The sequence below is a fragment of the Acidobacteriota bacterium genome (genome assembly GCA_026393755.1).
Classification (GTDB): domain Bacteria; phylum Acidobacteriota; class Vicinamibacteria; order Vicinamibacterales; family JAKQTR01; genus JBAXOX01.
The window spans coordinates 1-16,710 of the sequence record JAPKZO010000019.1; the positions used below are offsets into that span (position 1 = coordinate 1).

The window sequence follows — 16,710 nt, forward strand, 5'->3', positions numbered from 1 at the left end:
GGTGGTCGCCCGCCATGACTTCTTGCCGTTTGGAGAGGAATGGAATCCGCCGGCGAACGCGAAAGAGAAGAAGCTCTTCACCGGTCATGAGCGCGACGCGGAGACTGGACTCGACTACTTCGGCGCGCGCTACTACCGGCCCCAGGTCGGGCGATTCACCACGATCGACCCGGTCTACACCTGGTCGGAGAACCTCACCGATCCTCAGCGGTGGAACCGGTATGCGTACGCGAAAGACAATCCACTGAGGTTCATTGATACTGACGGCCGGTCCAGCATCGTATTCAACGGCAAGGACAATAGGCTGTACTTCTTCGACAAGGACGGCAACCTCATCGGCTCGTGGGACGCGACCAACAGGCCGTCCCCGGAACTTACAATCGGAAGACTTGCCGACGGTGTGTACGACTTCCTAGACACTACGACAACCAGGGGATTCGGAGATGAGTCCCCAAACAGCAGACTTGGCACTTATGGGATCTTCGCCGTTGAGCCATTCATGGGGGAGGACGGAGGGATGCACACAGGTGTGGGAATCCACTCTGGCCGACTGAACAGGGGAGGGTACCTCTGGTGGACCAATGGCTGTATCCGAACGACGGACGAGGCCATGATGACGATCGCCTACACGGCGCCAAGTGACCCGTTGACGAGTTTGGCTGTTATCGATAACAGGCCTGCGAACATGGACTCGTTCGTACTTACTCAATTGGCCAAGATGAAGATAGCGTTCTAGCGAAGAGCACGACTGGCAGGTAAGACGTATCCAGTGTTACGCTCTACCGTGTTGTGACCGTGCGGCCATTTCGTGTTCGTCCCGAATCGCGCGGTCATCGGTCGCGGACAGCGTGCTAGTCAGAGCACGATACTCTACCTCAGGTCCCCGAACAGTTTGGGCCAGTCCTGCGGGAGATCTAGCATGGAGGTCACGGAAATGGCGTCACGGTTCACTGCAGCGGCGGCTGTTTCTGTGTGTCTCATGGCGCCACTGCCAGCGCAACACCTCTCGAAGGAGCAGGTGTCACAGTCTCCTCCTGAACATGTGCTCTCCGAGATCGATATCGCCAGGACACGACCAGTGGATGTCGCGGCCAAGATAGGCGAACCGAGCCGCGCGGAAGTCTTCGCGGACGAGAAGTTCCCGGGATTGGACGCCAAGGACTACTGGTGGGAGACAGGGGAGGTCCGACTCCGAGCCGGAACACAGTTCGAGAAGCGGAATGGCAAGTTCGTTGAAACCGAGATTCGATTTGTGGATGTGTGGGGTAGCCGCCCGTCGAAGAACGGTCTTGGGATAACGGGAGCAGGGCTGGCCCTTGGGGATTCCGCTGACAAGGTCCGTCGATGCTACGGTTCGCGGCTTTCGATTGAGCCTTCACGTTTGATCGTACAGTGGAAAGACGGTACGACGCTGACAATCGACACGGATCACAAAGGGCGCATCGTCCACATGCAGTTGGTGTCAGGTGAAGCATGGTAACATTGTCACTTCAGGAGTACGCGTCCCGCCCTGCCAATAACTGCCCTACGAGAACCGTCGACCTTTGTCGCAGACGAGCTCGGCCCCGGCGCCCAACAGACCCAATACCCGAATGGCAAGCCGGACGGCGGCTTCACGCTCCCCTAATGGCTGAGACCTTGACGCTGGCGGACAACGGGTACGTCCGGAGCGTGCTCGCCAGAACGGGGCAGCTCCTACCGATGCTGACTTGAAAGCTCTTGGCCGAGTCGAACCCGCTAAACCGGCGCAGATAGGGGACGTGTACCTGTACAGACCGAAACCTCAGGATCCCCCGACACCGGCCAAGAAGAGACGGGAGGAGGAGTCATGATACCGACCCGCACGCGACCGCTCACGTGGATGGCCGGTCTTGTTCTCGTCGCGGGGCTACCGATAGGGGGTGATGCCGTCGGCTCGGCTGGGCAACTGTCGAAGGGCATGCCAAGACCGACATTCTGGGTGGCCACGGGCCAGGACGGGGCGCCCACGTATGTGCTGTTCGCTCGCGGTTCAGAGCTTGTTCGGCTGGACGCCTCAACAGGGCGAGTCGCATGGCGAATAGAGTTGCCTTCGCCTGCGGACTTTGGCCCAGTAGTCGCCGCTGAAACCGCGTTGATCTTGGGCTGTGGAGGGGGATTCTGTCTCTACGGCGTCGACTCTCGAGATGGGAGTGTCCGTTGGACGAAGCATCTGTTGGACGTGACTAATCGGTCCCGGCGGATGATAACAGATGGGGAGCGTATCTTCTTGGATGCGAGGCAGGACGAAGGCGTTGCTGCACTGAATCCTCAGAAAGGCTCAGTCGATTGGGAGCACACAGGCCTGAGAACAGGGTTTGTGAAGCCTCTCACCGTCGCCGACCACCGCCTGTTCACTGATGTGGGACTCCTCGACACGGCTACAGGGGGAGAAGTTCACTACTTTGGCCGGGACCCGGAGCCGCTGACGGGTAACCTGATCGCGTGGCACGTGGGAGGTGACCGATGAGCCGCGGACTGTTCGCCACGATCAGTCGCGTTCTCGCGGACGCAGGGGTCACCCGCGCTGTTCGCGCCACCTCGCCGGCCCCGCGGCGGCGGCAAGCGGCTCACGATCTCGTGACAGCCGGTTTCCTCATCGTGGCGGCGCTGCTGCTGCCAGCACCGGCGTTCGCGCAGTCGGGGCAGATCGTCGAGTACTACCACCTCGACGCGCTGGGGTCCGTGCGTGTCGTGACCGATCAGACGGGGCAGGTCGTGAGCCGCCACGACTTCCTGCCGTTTGGGGAGGAGTGGCCCGCGCCCCAACCCACGACGAAGGAGAAGAAGCTCTTCACGGGCCACGAGCGCGACGCGGAGACTGGACTCGACTACTTCGGCGCGCGATACTACCGGGCCAGCGTCGGGCGATTTAGCACGGTCGACCCCGAACTGAGCGTCAAAGAAGCAGTGGTCGATCCGCAGCGCTGGAACCGATATGCCTACGTCACGAACAATCCCCTGAAGTACACGGATCCCGACGGCAAGAACCCGCTCTTGATCACCGGAAGCATTGGGGCGGCCGTCTACGGCGGGTGGGCGATCTACGAGAACGTCTCGCACGGGAGAGCGCCGCTAAGTGGCAACGTCGGATTCGAGGCGGCCAAGGGCTTCGTGGTCGGGGCCACGCTGGGCATAGCGGGGCCAGCATTTGCGGGAATGGGGGGCGCGGAGACTGCTCTGGCGGGATCGGCGACCGCGACCGGTACCGTCGTGATTGGCAGCTACCCTCGATACCTGGAGCTTGCACGGGAGTTGGGAGCCAAGTCGTTCAATATCCCTAGGAGTATCTGGGAGAAGATGTCTGAGGCCCAGCAATTGGCGGCGAATGACAAGTTTCTGGACCGTGCGATCTCTCGGGGGCAGACCTTCATTGTGACAATGAACGTGGCTGACGCTCTTAAGAAGGGTGGAGTGTGGCTGCGACACGAAATCGACTACCTCATGGCTCGTGGGTATACCATCGGGTCGGATGGGCGAAGCCTAATACCGCCGGCGAAGTGATCGCCCTCAGAATGGAAACAACCTTGCCCAGTGATGCAGAAATCAGTACGGCGTATTTTGAACAGCTCGCTCGACTGTCCAAGAAGCTGAGCGACGACGGCATCGCGCTGTACAGTCATCGCTACGACGCCCTCTCTTTTGGATCGTGGGTGGTTGACGCTGGAACTCGGCACAGGCGTGTCCGAGTGACGTACGACGGTCGGGAAGGCCTGCTGCTGTTCGAAGACGCCGTCGTGAATTCGAATTCGTCAGCGACTGAGTGGCGGGAGCGGGAGAGCCAGGTCCTTAAGCCTACGGCTGCGTGGGAGCGGGCGAGGGAGGTAATTGTCAGGTCCTGCCGGTCTTGACGGACAAAGACCGTGGCACAGGTACGGGCGCTGCAAGCCTCCGGTTTCACCGAGCGGCAGGCGCACTTTCTCGTGCTCGTCCTTGAGCACTCGGGAGTGTGTCTGCCGCGCCAGTACCGCACGTTTGCCGGGATTGCCCACGGTCGGCAAAGACACGACCTCTTCGAGTAACTCATGCGAGGCGGGCCTACGACGACGGACGAGTCGGCGCCTGCCCACGCGGGGCGCATCTTCCACGTCCATCACAAGCTCTACTGGGCGGTCGGCGAGTCGGACCACCGCTACCGGAAGGCGTTGAGTGTGGGTGATTGACCCGAAGCAGGTATGGCGCTTCGGGCCCCCTTGCCTTGCCGCCGGAATACATCATCCTCGCCGCGCGGTAGATCCCTCTGGCGGAGACTCACCGCGTCGCCTGTGGTTTGCCCCTCACATGCGGTGCTTCCGGGACCCAACCAAGAGCTAGGTCAAGAAGAGCCCCTGCGCTACCTCCACTGCCTGCAGACCTGTGTGAACCCGCTGAGCGGCGACAATTAGATCTGCCGGCCGGCAATAGTAATTGACGCCGCGCACCCGCCGAGCAGAAGCTGGCTGGAGGCCCCTTTGTCCAGGCATCCCCTAAGCCGAAAGAAGAGATCGCCACCGTCAAGAACCCGAAGGAAGCGCAGCACGTACGGGCGCACTTCGCGAACGTGATCACCACGGCGAACGCATAGAAGCAGGCGGCGGTTCGCCGCTCCGGACTTCGACACTGGCACGGTCTGCGTGCGTCAGTCGGCACTTGCGCCGCTCGTTCCGCTGTGTCTGGCGTCCTACCACCATCAGATTGGAAACCCATGATGAAACGACAACGAGCCTTCAAGCCGCTGACCCTGAAGTTGTCCTCGATTGCGGATGCGGCGGCCCGTCAGGCGATCGAAACCCTGTTCGACCGGTTCAACGTGGAACGGGCTCGTTCCAACGAGGCGGCCCGCAACGCCGCCATCGCCGATGCCGAATCGAGCATCGCCATGCAGCAGGCCCGCATGGCCTTCGTCCAGTTGTTACTGGAAGCGGGTGCACACCTGGACCCCATCCGGGGCGAGCAGACGTGGACGGCCTACCGCCGGGACGGAGAGGTGATCTTCGAATGTCCCTTCACCGAAGTGGACATGCGCAATGCCATGCGCGTTCAGCGTGCGAATGTGGACCAGGCGGCTCGACAGACAGGTGGCGCAGAAAGTCTCTACGAGGGCGATGACGACGAGGACCAGAGCCCGACGATTGGGTTCTCGGGCTCGCCCACCCGGCAGGGACACTCAGGCGCGAAGATGGCTGACCTCGTTCCGCGTGTTGGGAGTGACCTCGGATGAGACACCCTCGCGTGGCCGAGGGGCAGGGCACGTTCTGCTTCGACTTCCCGGTGATTCGGGATGTCTCGAAACCCAGCGTGACCCTCCACAAGAACGGCCGGTATCTGCTATTCAAACCCAACGACCTCGTCGCGGCCGACGTGCTCCGTGAACTCGATCTGCGGACGCAGACCACCCTGATGCGTGACGGCACGTACTTCGGCGTCACCGGTGTCCGCGTGGCGGACTGGCGCAAGGTCGAGTTGTGGAAGCACCTCGCTGGCGACATCGCCACGCACCCCTACTGCCAGCTCCTCACGAGCTATGGGATCGAGATCGGCACGTCTCCGACCCTCCAGCACTACATCCGCCACGAGTATCCACGTCGCGTCCTGGAGGCGACGCCGTACACGGCGACGGCCGTGCAGAATGACGACGTATCGTTGTTCGAGCGGTGTTCGGTCGGGGCGAATCTGTTGTGTGTCCAGAACTTCGTGAAGCGGGGCGACGAGACACCCACCTTCGAAAAGAACAAGCGGTACATGGTGGTGCGCACCAGCGGTGAGGGTGTCGACAAGGTGGGGATCTGTACGGAGCCCATCAAACCCAAGGCAGACATCACGGTGGCTGGCGAGAATCTGATCTACGAATGGTCGGCCCTCGATCTGCCGATGGAGTCGTATTTCGACGACTCGGAGAACGTCGACTTCGGACTCGATATCCGGCAACGGTACCCGCAGCGGGTGCAACAGATGGAAGACCGGATTGCGCGGTTGCCGTTTGTGCGCCAAGCCATCGAGTCGGGCCAGACCCACCCGTTGTACGAGCATGTCCGGTTGGACGCGGCCGAGGAGGCCCTAAAGCGCGGCGTGGTGAACGGCAAACTGATGCGGCTCGGCAAGTCGTCCGAAGCCATCACCATCTGCGAGTTGTGGGGGTGACACGGCACCCGCCGAAAGAAACTTTCCGTTGGGGCTGCGCCAGAACGCAAAGAATCTCGATTTCCCGCGGCGGTAAACGCTTGCGTCGGTTAGCTCCGGACCGTTGGCCAACTCATACTTCGGCCGTGAATTGTTCGGGCTTCACGGTGCTTGGGCGTGCCAAACCGGCGCCGACAGGCGTACCTGTCACGGTTCTTGCCTGATGTTCCGGGCAGGAGCCGACACCCGATGAGACCTCGCAGGCACGTTACTGACCACCTTCCGCAGACCTCGCGAGCTGGTTGTATGTGCGGCGGCCCGCACGCCCTCAAGTGGTTCGACGCGGAGCTGGAGATAGACATCCGCCTAGACAGCGTGCCCGGATCCACCCTTCTACCTGGATGTCTATCCATCCGGCCTGGTCGGCAGATCGCCCCGTCGTCGCAAGTCTCATTCCGCTGCGTGTTTCCGTGGAGGCGGCGTTCGTTTGCCGCCGTGGCTCTGACCGACGCCAGGATGGGGGCGAGGGAGGGAGCGACCCCCCTGTTGGGCGGCCTGGTCCGCCCGAGCCGGGCCAAGGGCCGGCTCTCTTTCGGGGGTCGCTCCCTCCCTCGCCCCACCCGTCAGGCGTCAGATTCTGCTTGCCCAATCCACGAGCTGATCCGCCGCGGCGTCCAGGATTCTTGCTAGCAAGAGAAGCCGCATGACCACAAGAATCAACGGCCTGTGGAAGCTGCCAGAACTGTGGAAGCCGACAGGAGCACCCCCGCGTTACGCTCAGAGTAATCGCTGCATTCCCTTGTTGCTGCGGGTTCGAGATGCTGCGGCAATGCTTGCCATTTCCGAGCGCGCCGTGTGGCAGTTGATTCGGAGCGACCAATTGCGCGCGATCCATCCGGCAGGAATGAGAGCCACACGCATCCCCCGAGCGGAGGTTGAGGCTCTGGCCCTGCGGTGGCGGACTGCTTCAGAACGTGGACTACGAGGTTGACCAAGCAAGAACGTCGGCACGATGGTGGCGAGATGGAGTCGATGTGAGTCTCTACAAACGCTGTAGACCAAGAGTGGTCTCGACCAACGAGGACGGGAATCCCAACCCGTTCCACTGTCCGACTTCTCCTCGATGTGAACACTACTGGTGGGCCACCTTCACGGTGAATCGTCACCGGTATCGCGTTACCACCGAAACGTCGGACAAACGGGTGGCAACGAACATCGAAGCCTCCGAGCGAAGAAGAATTCTTGAAGGACGGCACGGCATTCGTCGCCTCCCGGATCTGACGTTTCGAGAATTCGCCTCTGTGTATCTTCGCGATCACGCCCAGGTCAACAACCGTCGCCCGCGAAGCGCGTCAAGCGACTGGAAGTCGAGAACAGGCGGACACGCATCCTCTCGACCGTCGAACAGGAGGCACTTCTGGCTGCGGCCTCTGGGAAGGCGCGGGCGTTTATCGCGTTGGCGTTGATCACTGGGGCGCGGGCTGGTGAATTGCTCAATCTACCGTGGGTGCAGGTCACCGCTGACGAGATGACCTTTTTGCAGACCAAGAACGGCCGCAAGCGCACGATTCCGCTGACGAGCCAGATGAAGGTCGTCCTTGATACGCTCCCTCGGGTTTCGGGCTGGGTCTTCTTCAACCCGCGCAGCCAGCGGCCTTACACGGTAAACGGAATGCGCCACGTGGTGCGGCGAGCGTACGTGAGGGCTGGTATCACCTCCGGAGACGTAACCGTTCATACCCTGCGCCATACCGCGCTGAGCCGCATGATTGCCACCGGTTCCGATGTCGTCACCGTGATGGAGATCGCTGGTCACTCGACCATCCGCATGTTGGAACGCTATGCGCATTCGGCCGCTCCCCAGAAGACAGCCGCGCTGGAGTCGGCTCGGTTGGGCACAATCTGGGCACAACTGCCCAGCCGCCGGCCCGTACAGCGCAGCGGCCCGGTGCGAACCGGGCCGTATTCCGCGGGTTTTCTTGGTGGACGGCGCGAGGCTCGAACTCGCGGCCTCCGCATTGCGAACGCGGCGCTCTCCCAGCTGAGCTAGCCGCCCACTATCTAATTATTCTACCACGCGGCAACGGGCTGCCACAACGCGCCCGAAGGTGTGATCGGTTCGCGTGTTCTATGGCCGTTCAGGCAACAGAAAAAGCGACCCGATCACATTTCGATGGGCTGGACCCCGGCTTTCGCCGGGGTGACGAGAACGTGTTCCAACTATGCGAGCACGTCCAAGTACTTCAACGCCCCGCCGGTGTTGAAGAGCACGACGGTGTCGTTCGGCTTGACCAGCCCTTGCGCCTGCAGCTTGCGCAGCGCCCCAAGTGTTGCGCCGCCCTCTGGCGCGGCGCTCACGCCTTCAAGCGCGCCGATGGCCTTCATGTCGCGCACCATGTCGGTATCGCTCACGGTCAACGCGGTGCCGCCGCTCTCGCGCACGGCTCGCAGAATCAGGAAGTCGCCAATCGCCTTTGGCACACGCAGGCCGTCGGCAATGGTCGTCGCGTTCTGCCACATCTCGGCCTTTTCCAGACCCTGCTGATAGGCGCGGACGATCGGTGCGCAGGTCTCCGCCTGGACGCTCACCATGCGCGGCCGCTTGCAGTTGCGCACCCAGCCGATCCGCTCGATCTCTTCAAACGCCTTCCACATGCCGACGATGCCCGTGCCGCCGCCGGTCGGGTAGATGATCCAGTCGGGCCACCGCCAGTCCATCTGTTCGGCCAGCTCGTACGCCATCGTCTTCTTGCCCTCGATGCGGTACGGCTCCTTGAGTGTGGAGACGTCGTACCATCCGAGCGGACCTCCCCGCTCGGCGGCCACGCGTCCGGCGTCCGTGATGAGCCCTTCGACCAGCGTCACGTCCGCGCCGTAGAGCTGGCACTCGCGAATAAACGGCACCTTCACGTCGCGCGGCATGAAGACCTTGGCTTCGAGGCCAGCGCACGCGGCGTAGGCCGCCATCGCGTTGGCCGCGTTGCCCGCCGACGGCACCGAGAGCGTTTTCGCGCCGACCGTGCGCGCCTTGGTGACGGCGGCGGAGAGGCCGCGGGCCTTGAACGAGTTGGTCGGATTCAGCGACTCGTCCTTGATGTAGACCGACGTCAGGCCCAGGTCCCGGCCCAGCCGTTCGGCATGAAACAACGGCGTGAAGCCCTCACCGAGCGTCACAGGCTGTTCGCCATCGACCAGCGGCATCAGCTCGCGATACCTCCACATGTTGGGCTCGCGCCCTCGCAAACTCTCCTTCGACCACGTCGCGGCGGCCGCCGCGAGATCATAGCGGGCCACCAGCGGCATGCCGCACGAGCACAGGTGGTTCCACTGGCGCGGGTCGCGCGGCGGCGCCCCGCAGGGAACAGAACACTCGAGATGGGTCAGCAGCGACACAACGACGTCCTTAGTGCTTCGACTCGCGTTGACAGTTGCGTATTCCTGCGAAGCGATCCGGGAAAACGCTCACTCAACATCAGGTCCTCAGTGAATCGATTCGTTGCCGAACCGCTGTACCGAAGGACCTGAGGGGCAGGCGATTCGGAAGGCGCAGGGCAGGGGAGCGCCGCCTCACTTTCCGAGCAGTTCGGTGTCCTTCTTCTTCTGCAGATCGTCAACGACGTGGATATGGTGGTCGGTGACCTTCTGGACCTCGTCGAGGCCCTTACGCTCATCGTCTTCCGAGACCAGCTTGTCCTTGAGCAGCTTCTTGAGCTTCTCGTTGGCGTCGCGCCTGGCTTGCCGCACGTTGTTGCGCGCCTCCTCGGAAAGCTTGTGCACGTGCCGCGACATCTCCCTGCGCCGCTCCTCGGTCAGCGGGGGGATCGGGATGCGCACGAGCTTGCCGTCGTTGTTGGGATTCAATCCGAGATCCGATGCGCGGATCGCCTTCTCGATCGCCGCGAGCAGCGAGGGATCGAACGGTTGCGCGACGATGGTCATCGGATCGGGCACCGACAGCGACGCCACCTGATTGAGTGGCATCCGCGAACCGTAGGCGTCGACATGCACCGGATCGAGAATGTTGATGGTGGCGCGCCCCGTGCGCACGCCGGCTAGTTCGTGACCCAAATGGTCGATCACCGCGTCCATGCGCTTCTTGAGATCGGCGTACAGGCTCTTGAGATCGATGACATCCATGTTTGTCTACTCCGGCAGGCCGCCACGTCAAGCCGGCGGTAACCGGCCCTGCGACCCGGATGGCTTAGTGACTATGTCTTGACGGTGGTGCCGATGGATTCGCCCATGATGGCACGCTTCATGTTCCCCGGGGTGCGAAGGTTGAACACGATGATGGGAAGGTGATTGTCCATACAGAGCGAGATCGCCGTCGCGTCCATCACCTTGAGCTGCTTCTCCAGCACCTCCAGATACGTGATCTGCTCGAACCTCGTCGCGTTCGGGTTCGTGACCGGATCAGCCGAGTAGATGCCGTCGACCTTGGTCGCCTTGAGGATGACCTCGGCCTTCATCTCCATCGCGCGCAGCGCCGCCGCCGTATCGGTCGTGAAGTACGGATTGCCCGTGCCGGCGGCGAAGATCACCACGCGGCCCTTCTCGATGTGCCGGACCGCCCGGCGCCGGATGAACGGCTCCGCCACCGACCGCATCTCGATCGCCGTCAGCACGCGCGTGACGACGCCAATCTGCTCGAGCGCATCCTGCAGCGCCAGCGCGTTGATAACCGTGCCCAGCATGCCCATGTAGTCGGCCTGGGCGCGATCCATGCCCTTCGTGCTCGCGGCGATCCCGCGGAAGATGTTGCCGCCGCCGATGACGATGGCCACCTGCACGCCGAGTTGCTGGATCTCGCCCACCTCGCGGGCAATCTGCGAGGCCACGTGGGGATCGATGCCGAACTGCTGCTCACCCATCAGGGCTTCCCCTGACAGCTTGAGCAGCACACGGCGAAAGGCGGGAGCGGAAGGCGCGGTGTCGGTCATAGGCGGACCGATTATATCAGTCCCTCGAGAAGCGACAATCGCGGGCACTGTGAGTTCGTCATTCCGGCCTTCGCCGGAATGACGAGTCGGAAGAGGCGTTTCGGACGGCTACTCGCCGCTCTCGCCCAGCCTGAACCGGCTGAACCGTGACACGACAATGTTCTCGCCGGTCTTGGCGATCGCCTGCGACACCATCTGACCGACCGTGATGGTCTGGTCACGCACCGACGGCTGATCGAGCAGCGCGATCTGGCTGTACAAACTGCCGAGCTTGCCCTCGACGATCTTCTCGATCACCTGTGCGGGTTTGCCCGAACCCTCGAACTGGCTCCGGTAGATTGCCTTCTCCTTCTCGACGAGTTCGGCCGGCACGTCTTCCCGGCGCACGTACTTCGGATCGGCCGCCGCGATGTGCATCGCCAGTTCCTTGACGAGGTGTTGGAAATCCTCGGTGCGCGCGACGAAATCGGATTCGCAGTTGACTTCCAGCAGGACGCCGATCTTGCCGCCCATGTGGATGTAGCTGCCGACGAGTCCTTGCGACGTGTTCCGGCCGGCCCGCTTGGCGGCCTGGGCCAGACCCCGCTTGCGGAGGACGGTGACGGCCTCCTCGATGTTTCCGTTGGTTTCGGTCAGGGCGGCCTTGCATTCCATCATGCCCGCGCCCGTCTTTTCCCGAAGGGTCTTCACCTGATCTGCTGTGATGCTCATCGCGCTACCTTCTCCGCTGTACGAGAAAAACGCCGGCCAGGGAACGTCTCCGGCCGGCGCGGGTATCCAGTCTCATCATCCTCGGGACGCCGCAGCGTCCGCCACGTCAGGCTCTCAGGCCGATGCCGGTGCTGCCGCCGGTGCTGGCGGGGCCGGTGGAGCCGGTGGGGCAGGTGTGGCATCCGGCTTGGGCCGGCGTGCCGCGGTCCTCGCCGCCCGGTCGGTCGCCGCCGCCGCGTCGGCTTCTGCCTGCGCTTCGGCGTGGGCCGATTCCCTCATGCCGCGACCCGCCAGGATCGCATCGGCGATGTGCGAGGTGAACAGCCGGATCGACCGCAGCGCATCGTCGTTGCCCGGAATCACGAAATCGACGTCTTCCGGGTCGCAGTTGGTGTCGACGACGCCAATCACCGGGATTTTCAGCTTGCGGGCCTCGTCGACCGCGATCTTCTCTTTGCGCGTGTCCACGACGAAAATCGCGTCGGGCAGCTTCGTCATCTGCCTGATGCCATCGAGATTCTTCGAGATCTTCTTCTTCTCTTTCTCGATGCCCGCGACTTCCTTCTTCGAGAGCGACTCGTACCGGCCGTCGGTGCTCATCGCCTCGAGCTCGCGCAGGCGCGCCAAGCTGCGCTGGATCGTCGTGAAGTTGGTCAGCAGCCCGCCCAGCCAGCGCTGGTTCACGAAGTGCATGCCGCACCGCTGCGACTCGTCAGCCACCGCGTCCTGTGCCTGACGCTTCGTTCCGACGAAGAGCACCGTGCCACCGTCGGCCGCCAGGTTCGTCACGAACTCCTCCGCTTCGCGGTAGAGCTTCGACGTCTTGCCCAGGTCGATGATGTAGATGCCGTTGCGTTCTCCGAAGATGTACGATTTCATCTTCGGATTCCAGCGCTTGGTCTGGTGACCGAAGTGCACCCCGGCTTCCAGCAGTTCCTTGATGGCGATCCCGCTCAAGCGTCCTCCCTCCAACCGAAACACGTGCCTCTCGATTACCGTTTACTGAACTGGAAGCGCTTGCGCGCGCCGGCCAGCCCGTACTTCTTGCGCTCCTTGGCCCGGGCGTCACGCGTCAGCAGGCCTTCCTTCTTCAACGCGCCGCGCAGTTCCAGGTTGTAGCGGCACAAGGCGCGCGAAATGCCCAGGCGAACCGCGCCGGCCTGTCCCGCGATGCCGCCGCCGGCGACCGTCGCCAGAATGTCGAACTTGTCGGCGGTTTCGGTCAGCACCAGCGGCTCGCGAATCTCCGTCCGCAGCACGCCGGTGGGAAAGTAGTTCTCGAACTCGCGGTGATTGACCGAGATCGTGCCGGTTCCCGGCCGAAGGAAGACGCGGGCGGTGGAGGTCTTACGGCGCCCGGTGCCGTAGTACTGGATCAGAGTCAAGTTACGCTACCTCGAGCTTGTGTGGTTTCTGCGCGGTATGCGGGTGGGTGGCGCCCGCGTACACTTTCAGCTTGCGATACATCGCATCGCCCAGCTTCGTCTTCGGCAGCATGCCCCGAACCGCTTCCTCGACGAGGCGAATCGGCGTTCGCGCGCGCACGACGCTGGCGCGCTCTTCGCGCAAGCCGCCTTCATACCCGCTGTGGCGCCGGTAGATCTTGTCTTCTTCCTTGCGGCCCGTCAGCCGAACGCGGCCCGCGTTGACGACGATGACGAAGTCACCCGTGTCGAGAAAGGGCGTATAGATCGGACGGTGCTTGCCCATCAACAGCCGGGCGGCATGTGTGGCCACGCGCCCCAGCACTTTTCCGTCGGCATCGATCTCGACCCACTGCCGATCCAGTTCGGCGAGATTCGCCGTGTACGTTCGCATCTGCAAGTCCCTATGTTTCAGTCAATTTCAGCGACGGCAAACCAAAATCGTACCAGTCCTTCTGCGCCTTGTCAACCGTCCTTCGTCACGCCCGGGGGGCACGGGAAGGGGCACGCAAAAAAAACTACAAAAAATGGTGCAGGATGTCCCATCATGGGCCGATAATCAGGGACGAAGACGGGTGCGTGGGGATTCTCATGCACCGGGTCGACGTCTGGGGCTGTTACATAAATCGCATCCAGCCAGAGACTTACGGGTTGCCGTTCTCCCCACGACGGCCCCGGGGCTTCGGAAAGGGCAGGGAATACCGACGTGTTCGGCATCGGCAAGTCCAAGACGGTCGTCGGGCTCGACATCGGATCAAGCGCCGTCAAGGCGGTCGAACTCAAGGCGGTGGCCCGGGGGTACCGCGTCTCCGCAATCGCCAGTGAGGCGATCCCGCCAGACAGTATCGTCGACGGCGCCATCATCGACGGGGTCGGCGTCGCCGAGGCGATCCGTCGCGTCCTCGACCAGGCGGGCATCAAGTCCCGCGGGGTGGCGGCGTCGCTCTCGGGCAATGCCGTGATCGTCAAGAAGATCAATCTCCCGCAGATGACCGAGTCGGAATTGTCCGAGACGATTCGGTGGGAGGCCGAGCAGTACATTCCCTTCGACGTGCAGGACGTCAATCTCGACTATCAGATTCTCGACGCGGGCGGCACGGATGGAAAGGCGGCGATGGACGTGCTGCTGGTCGCGGCCAAGAAGGACAAGATCGGAGACTACACGAGCGTGATCTCACAAGCCGGTCGCGTGCCGGTGGTCATCGATGTCGATGCCTTCGCGATGCAGAACGCCTTCGAGGCCAATTACGACGCGGACCCGGCCGAGGTGAACGTGCTGATGAACGTAGGCGCGAGCGCCGTCAACATCAACATCGTTCGCGGCGGGGCCTCCGTCTTCACCCGCGATATCTCGGTCGGCGGCCATGCGTTCACCGAAGCGATCCAGCGCGAGTTCAACCTGCCATTCGCGCAGGCCGAGCAGGCCAAGCGCGGCGAGGCCGTCGCCGGCACGGCGATCGAGGAGGTCCGCGTCGTGCTGAAGGCGGTCACCGAGAACGTGCTGCTCGAGGTCCAGAAGACCTTCGACTTCTTCCGGGCGACGGCCACCTCCGAGCGCCTCGACCGCATCATGGTCTGCGGCGGCGGTTCCCGGGTGGATGGGTTCATCGGCGCGCTCGGTGAGCGATTCGGGCTGCCCGTGGAACCGCTCGATCCGTTCCGCCGCATCCTTCTGGACGCGGCGAAGTTCGGCGTCACAGCGGCCGACGCGGCCTCGACGTCAGTGGTGGCCGTGGGGTTGGCGTTGCGGCGGGAGGGCGACCGATGATCCACATCAACCTGCTGAGCCCGGATCACGAGCGGCCCAAGCGGCGCACGGCCATCTCATCGTTTGACGCGTCCGGCCAGAAGGTGACGGTCGCCTGCACGCTGATTCTCGCGCTGGCGGGTGTGGGCGTGGCGTGGTGGTACTGGTCGCTGCAGCAGGAGTCGAACCGCCTGGCGGACATGCTGGTCAGTGCGCAGCAGGAGAGCGAGCGGCTGCGAACCAACATCCTCCAGGTGCAGAAGTTCGAGGAACAGCGGGCGCAACTGCAGCAGCGGGTCACGCTGATCGAGCAATTGCGGCGCGGACAAAGCGGGCCCGTCCACATGCTGGACCAGATCAGCCGCAGTCTGCCAGAGCAGCTGTGGCTCACGCAGCTCGATCAGAAGGGCGCCGACCTGACCATCGAGGGACGGTGCGTCGCGCTGACATCACTGTCGGATTTTGTCGGCAATCTCGAGCGGAGCGGGTGGTTTACCAAGCCTGTCGAGATCATCGACAGCAAGCTGGATCAGGTGCAGGGGGCCGAGACGTCCCTGATCCGGTTTACGATCAAGGCGCGTTTCGCGCCCCCGGGCGCCTGACGTGGCACGTTTTCGGTAAAGCTGAACAGGGATGATCCCGATACCACTGAATTAGCCATGGACCTGAGCCTGAAAAAACTGCCCTGGTACGCGCAGGCTGGAGCGTTTGTCGCCGTGGCAATCCTCGGCGTGGCGGCGTTCTACCACTGGTACGCCACGCCCGTGATCGCCAAGCAGGCCGAACAGCAGGCGCGTCTGGACGTGCTTCGAGCGGACATCCGGAAGGGGATGACCATCGCCGGCCAGCTGCACCAGTTCCAGGCCCAGGTGGCGGAACTGGAGAGGCGGCTCGAAGGACTTCGGGCGGTCCTGCCCGAGGAAAAGGATTTCGGCGACCTGCTTCGCAATCTGCAGACCCTGGCGATGCAGTCGAACCTGACGATCGGGCTGTTCACCCCGGCTCCGGTGGTGACCAAGCAGATGCATGTCGAGTGGCCCATCAACGTCGAGCTCGACGGGACCTACCACAACCTCGGGATGTTCTTCGACCGCATCTCGAGGTTCTCGCGCATCATTAACATCGGTGCTGTGCGCATCCGGGCCAAGGACAAGCCCGATCCGAACAGCAGCGTCCAGGTCGCCTTCGTGGCAACCACCTTCGTGCTGATCGAGGCCGCCAAACCTGGTGCCGCCAAGCCTGTTGCGGCCAAACCTGTTGCAGGAGTCAAGTAGTGAGACCCTGGCTGCTGGCGTTCTTCCTCGTGGCCGTGTCGGCGAGCGGCCAGGAACCGGCGCGGCGGGTGGCGCCGCCCCAGGCAGGCCCGGCCGCGCGGCCGGCGTACGCCTACAACCCCGAAGGGCGTCGCGACCCGTTCGTCAGCCTGCTGCGCCGTGGCCGGGAAACCGTGCGGCGGCCGGACGGCAAGGTGCTCGACGGAGTCCGCAGCCTCCTGGTCAACGAGGTCGCACTCAAGGGCATCCTGCAGGGCCGCAGCGACAACATCGCGCTGGTCCAGGGGCCGGACAACAAGACGTATCTGGTGCGCGTCAACGATCGATTCCTTGACGGGTTCGTGCGCGCCATTACCGCGGACACGCTCGTCCTGACCCAGGACGTCAACGATCCGCTGTCGGTGACCAAACAGCGAGAGGTGCGCAAGACACTGCGCGCCGCGGTCGAGCAGAAGTAACGCCGAGAGGAAGGCTGTGATGTCGATGGGCCGCCAAGA

Annotated in this window: 18 protein-coding genes and 1 tRNA gene; 11 read left to right on the forward strand and 8 right to left on the reverse strand. The window is 63.1% G+C overall.

Annotated features, from left to right (window positions below):
• Position 1: 1 nt before the first annotated feature.
• The 7 genes from NTV05_07030 (at position 2) to NTV05_07060 (ending at position 6,138) form a co-directional block, all read left to right on the forward strand.
• Positions 2–736: a hypothetical protein gene (locus tag NTV05_07030; GenBank protein MCX6544155.1), complete on the forward strand. Its 735-nt coding sequence runs from the start codon at positions 2–4 to the stop codon at positions 734–736.
• Positions 737–919: 183 nt separating this feature from the next.
• The gene (locus tag NTV05_07035) at positions 920–1,480 is read left to right on the forward strand and encodes a hypothetical protein (protein MCX6544156.1); all 561 of its coding nucleotides are present in this window, start codon (positions 920–922) and stop codon (positions 1,478–1,480) included.
• A gap of 1,004 nt (positions 1,481–2,484) precedes the next feature.
• Positions 2,485–3,522: an RHS repeat-associated core domain-containing protein gene (locus tag NTV05_07040; protein MCX6544157.1), complete on the forward strand. Its 1,038-nt coding sequence runs from the start codon at positions 2,485–2,487 to the stop codon at positions 3,520–3,522.
• A gap of 359 nt (positions 3,523–3,881) precedes the next feature.
• The gene (locus NTV05_07045; protein MCX6544158.1) at positions 3,882–4,040 is read left to right on the forward strand and encodes a hypothetical protein; all 159 of its coding nucleotides are present in this window, start codon (positions 3,882–3,884) and stop codon (positions 4,038–4,040) included.
• Positions 4,041–4,043: 3 nt separating this feature from the next.
• The gene (locus NTV05_07050) at positions 4,044–4,181 is read left to right on the forward strand and encodes a hypothetical protein (protein MCX6544159.1); all 138 of its coding nucleotides are present in this window, start codon (positions 4,044–4,046) and stop codon (positions 4,179–4,181) included.
• Positions 4,182–4,702: 521 nt separating this feature from the next.
• Entirely contained in the window at positions 4,703–5,218 is a 516-nt protein-coding gene (locus NTV05_07055) for a hypothetical protein (protein MCX6544160.1), read from the forward strand.
• A complete protein-coding gene (locus NTV05_07060) occupies positions 5,215–6,138 on the forward strand; it encodes a hypothetical protein (protein MCX6544161.1) in 924 nt (307 codons plus the stop codon). Before NTV05_07055 ends, NTV05_07060 begins: the two co-directional genes overlap by 4 nt.
• A 1,959-nt stretch (positions 6,139–8,097) precedes the next feature.
• On the opposite strand, the gene NTV05_07065 is transcribed toward NTV05_07060, so the two are convergent.
• From NTV05_07065 to rplM, 8 genes are all read right to left on the reverse strand, one after another.
• A tRNA-Ala gene (locus tag NTV05_07065) sits at positions 8,098–8,173 on the reverse strand.
• A 164-nt stretch (positions 8,174–8,337) separates the two neighbouring features.
• Positions 8,338–9,510: a threonine synthase gene (locus NTV05_07070; GenBank protein MCX6544162.1), complete on the reverse strand. Its 1,173-nt coding sequence runs from the start codon at positions 9,508–9,510 to the stop codon at positions 8,338–8,340.
• A gap of 174 nt (positions 9,511–9,684) precedes the next feature.
• Entirely contained in the window at positions 9,685–10,254 is a 570-nt protein-coding gene (gene frr / locus NTV05_07075) for a ribosome recycling factor (protein MCX6544163.1), read from the reverse strand.
• A gap of 71 nt (positions 10,255–10,325) precedes the next feature.
• Positions 10,326–11,057 (reverse strand): UMP kinase, encoded by a 732-nt coding sequence (pyrH, locus tag NTV05_07080; GenBank protein ID MCX6544164.1) that lies wholly within the window; start codon positions 11,055–11,057, stop codon positions 10,326–10,328.
• A 108-nt stretch (positions 11,058–11,165) separates the two neighbouring features.
• Positions 11,166–11,768, reverse strand: a complete 603-nt coding sequence (gene tsf / locus NTV05_07085; protein ID MCX6544165.1) for a translation elongation factor Ts — start codon at positions 11,766–11,768, stop codon at positions 11,166–11,168.
• 114 nt (positions 11,769–11,882) lie between these two features.
• Complete coding sequence (gene rpsB / locus NTV05_07090; protein MCX6544166.1) at positions 11,883–12,725, reverse strand: 30S ribosomal protein S2; 843 nt, start codon at positions 12,723–12,725, stop codon at positions 11,883–11,885.
• Positions 12,726–12,760: 35 nt separating this feature from the next.
• Positions 12,761–13,153 carry a 30S ribosomal protein S9 gene (rpsI, locus tag NTV05_07095; GenBank protein ID MCX6544167.1) on the reverse strand — a complete coding sequence of 131 codons (393 nt, stop codon included), beginning with the start codon at positions 13,151–13,153 and terminating at the stop codon, positions 12,761–12,763.
• A 1-nt stretch (position 13,154) separates the two neighbouring features.
• Positions 13,155–13,586, reverse strand: coding sequence for a 50S ribosomal protein L13 (gene rplM / locus NTV05_07100; protein ID MCX6544168.1), 432 nt, complete (start codon positions 13,584–13,586; stop codon positions 13,155–13,157).
• Positions 13,587–13,898: 312 nt separating this feature from the next.
• On the opposite strand from rplM, the gene pilM reads away from it, so the two are divergent.
• From pilM to NTV05_07120, 4 genes are read left to right on the forward strand one after another with little or no spacing between them, the layout of a single operon-like run.
• Entirely contained in the window at positions 13,899–14,960 is a 1,062-nt protein-coding gene (gene pilM / locus NTV05_07105) for a type IV pilus assembly protein PilM (GenBank protein ID MCX6544169.1), read from the forward strand.
• Positions 14,957–15,541 (forward strand): PilN domain-containing protein, encoded by a 585-nt coding sequence (locus NTV05_07110; GenBank protein MCX6544170.1) that lies wholly within the window; start codon positions 14,957–14,959, stop codon positions 15,539–15,541. Before pilM ends, NTV05_07110 begins: the two co-directional genes overlap by 4 nt.
• A gap of 57 nt (positions 15,542–15,598) precedes the next feature.
• Complete coding sequence (pilO, locus tag NTV05_07115) at positions 15,599–16,213, forward strand: type 4a pilus biogenesis protein PilO (GenBank protein MCX6544171.1); 615 nt, start codon at positions 15,599–15,601, stop codon at positions 16,211–16,213.
• A complete protein-coding gene (locus NTV05_07120) occupies positions 16,213–16,671 on the forward strand; it encodes a hypothetical protein (protein MCX6544172.1) in 459 nt (152 codons plus the stop codon). The genes pilO and NTV05_07120 overlap by 1 nt, the downstream gene beginning before the upstream one ends.
• The last annotated feature ends 39 nt before the right edge of the window (positions 16,672–16,710 follow it).

Bases quoted from the DNA above. Each gene is read 5' to 3' on its own strand.
- NTV05_07035 (MCX6544156.1), top strand. From the start codon at position 920: ATGGAGGTCACGGAAATGGCGTCACGGTTCACTGCAGCGGCGGCTGTT.
- NTV05_07040 (MCX6544157.1), top strand. From the start codon at position 2,485: ATGAGCCGCGGACTGTTCGCCACGATCAGTCGCGTTCTCGCGGACGCA.
- NTV05_07050 (MCX6544159.1), top strand. From the start codon at position 4,044: ATGCGAGGCGGGCCTACGACGACGGACGAGTCGGCGCCTGCCCACGCG.
- NTV05_07055 (MCX6544160.1), top strand. From the start codon at position 4,703: ATGATGAAACGACAACGAGCCTTCAAGCCGCTGACCCTGAAGTTGTCC.
- NTV05_07060 (MCX6544161.1), top strand. From the start codon at position 5,215: ATGAGACACCCTCGCGTGGCCGAGGGGCAGGGCACGTTCTGCTTCGAC.
- frr (MCX6544163.1), bottom strand. From the start codon at position 10,254: ATGGATGTCATCGATCTCAAGAGCCTGTACGCCGATCTCAAGAAGCGC.
- pyrH (MCX6544164.1), bottom strand. From the start codon at position 11,057: ATGACCGACACCGCGCCTTCCGCTCCCGCCTTTCGCCGTGTGCTGCTC.
- tsf (MCX6544165.1), bottom strand. From the start codon at position 11,768: ATGAGCATCACAGCAGATCAGGTGAAGACCCTTCGGGAAAAGACGGGC.
- rplM (MCX6544168.1), bottom strand. From the start codon at position 13,586: ATGCGAACGTACACGGCGAATCTCGCCGAACTGGATCGGCAGTGGGTC.
- NTV05_07110 (MCX6544170.1), top strand. From the start codon at position 14,957: ATGATCCACATCAACCTGCTGAGCCCGGATCACGAGCGGCCCAAGCGG.
- pilO (MCX6544171.1), top strand. From the start codon at position 15,599: ATGGACCTGAGCCTGAAAAAACTGCCCTGGTACGCGCAGGCTGGAGCG.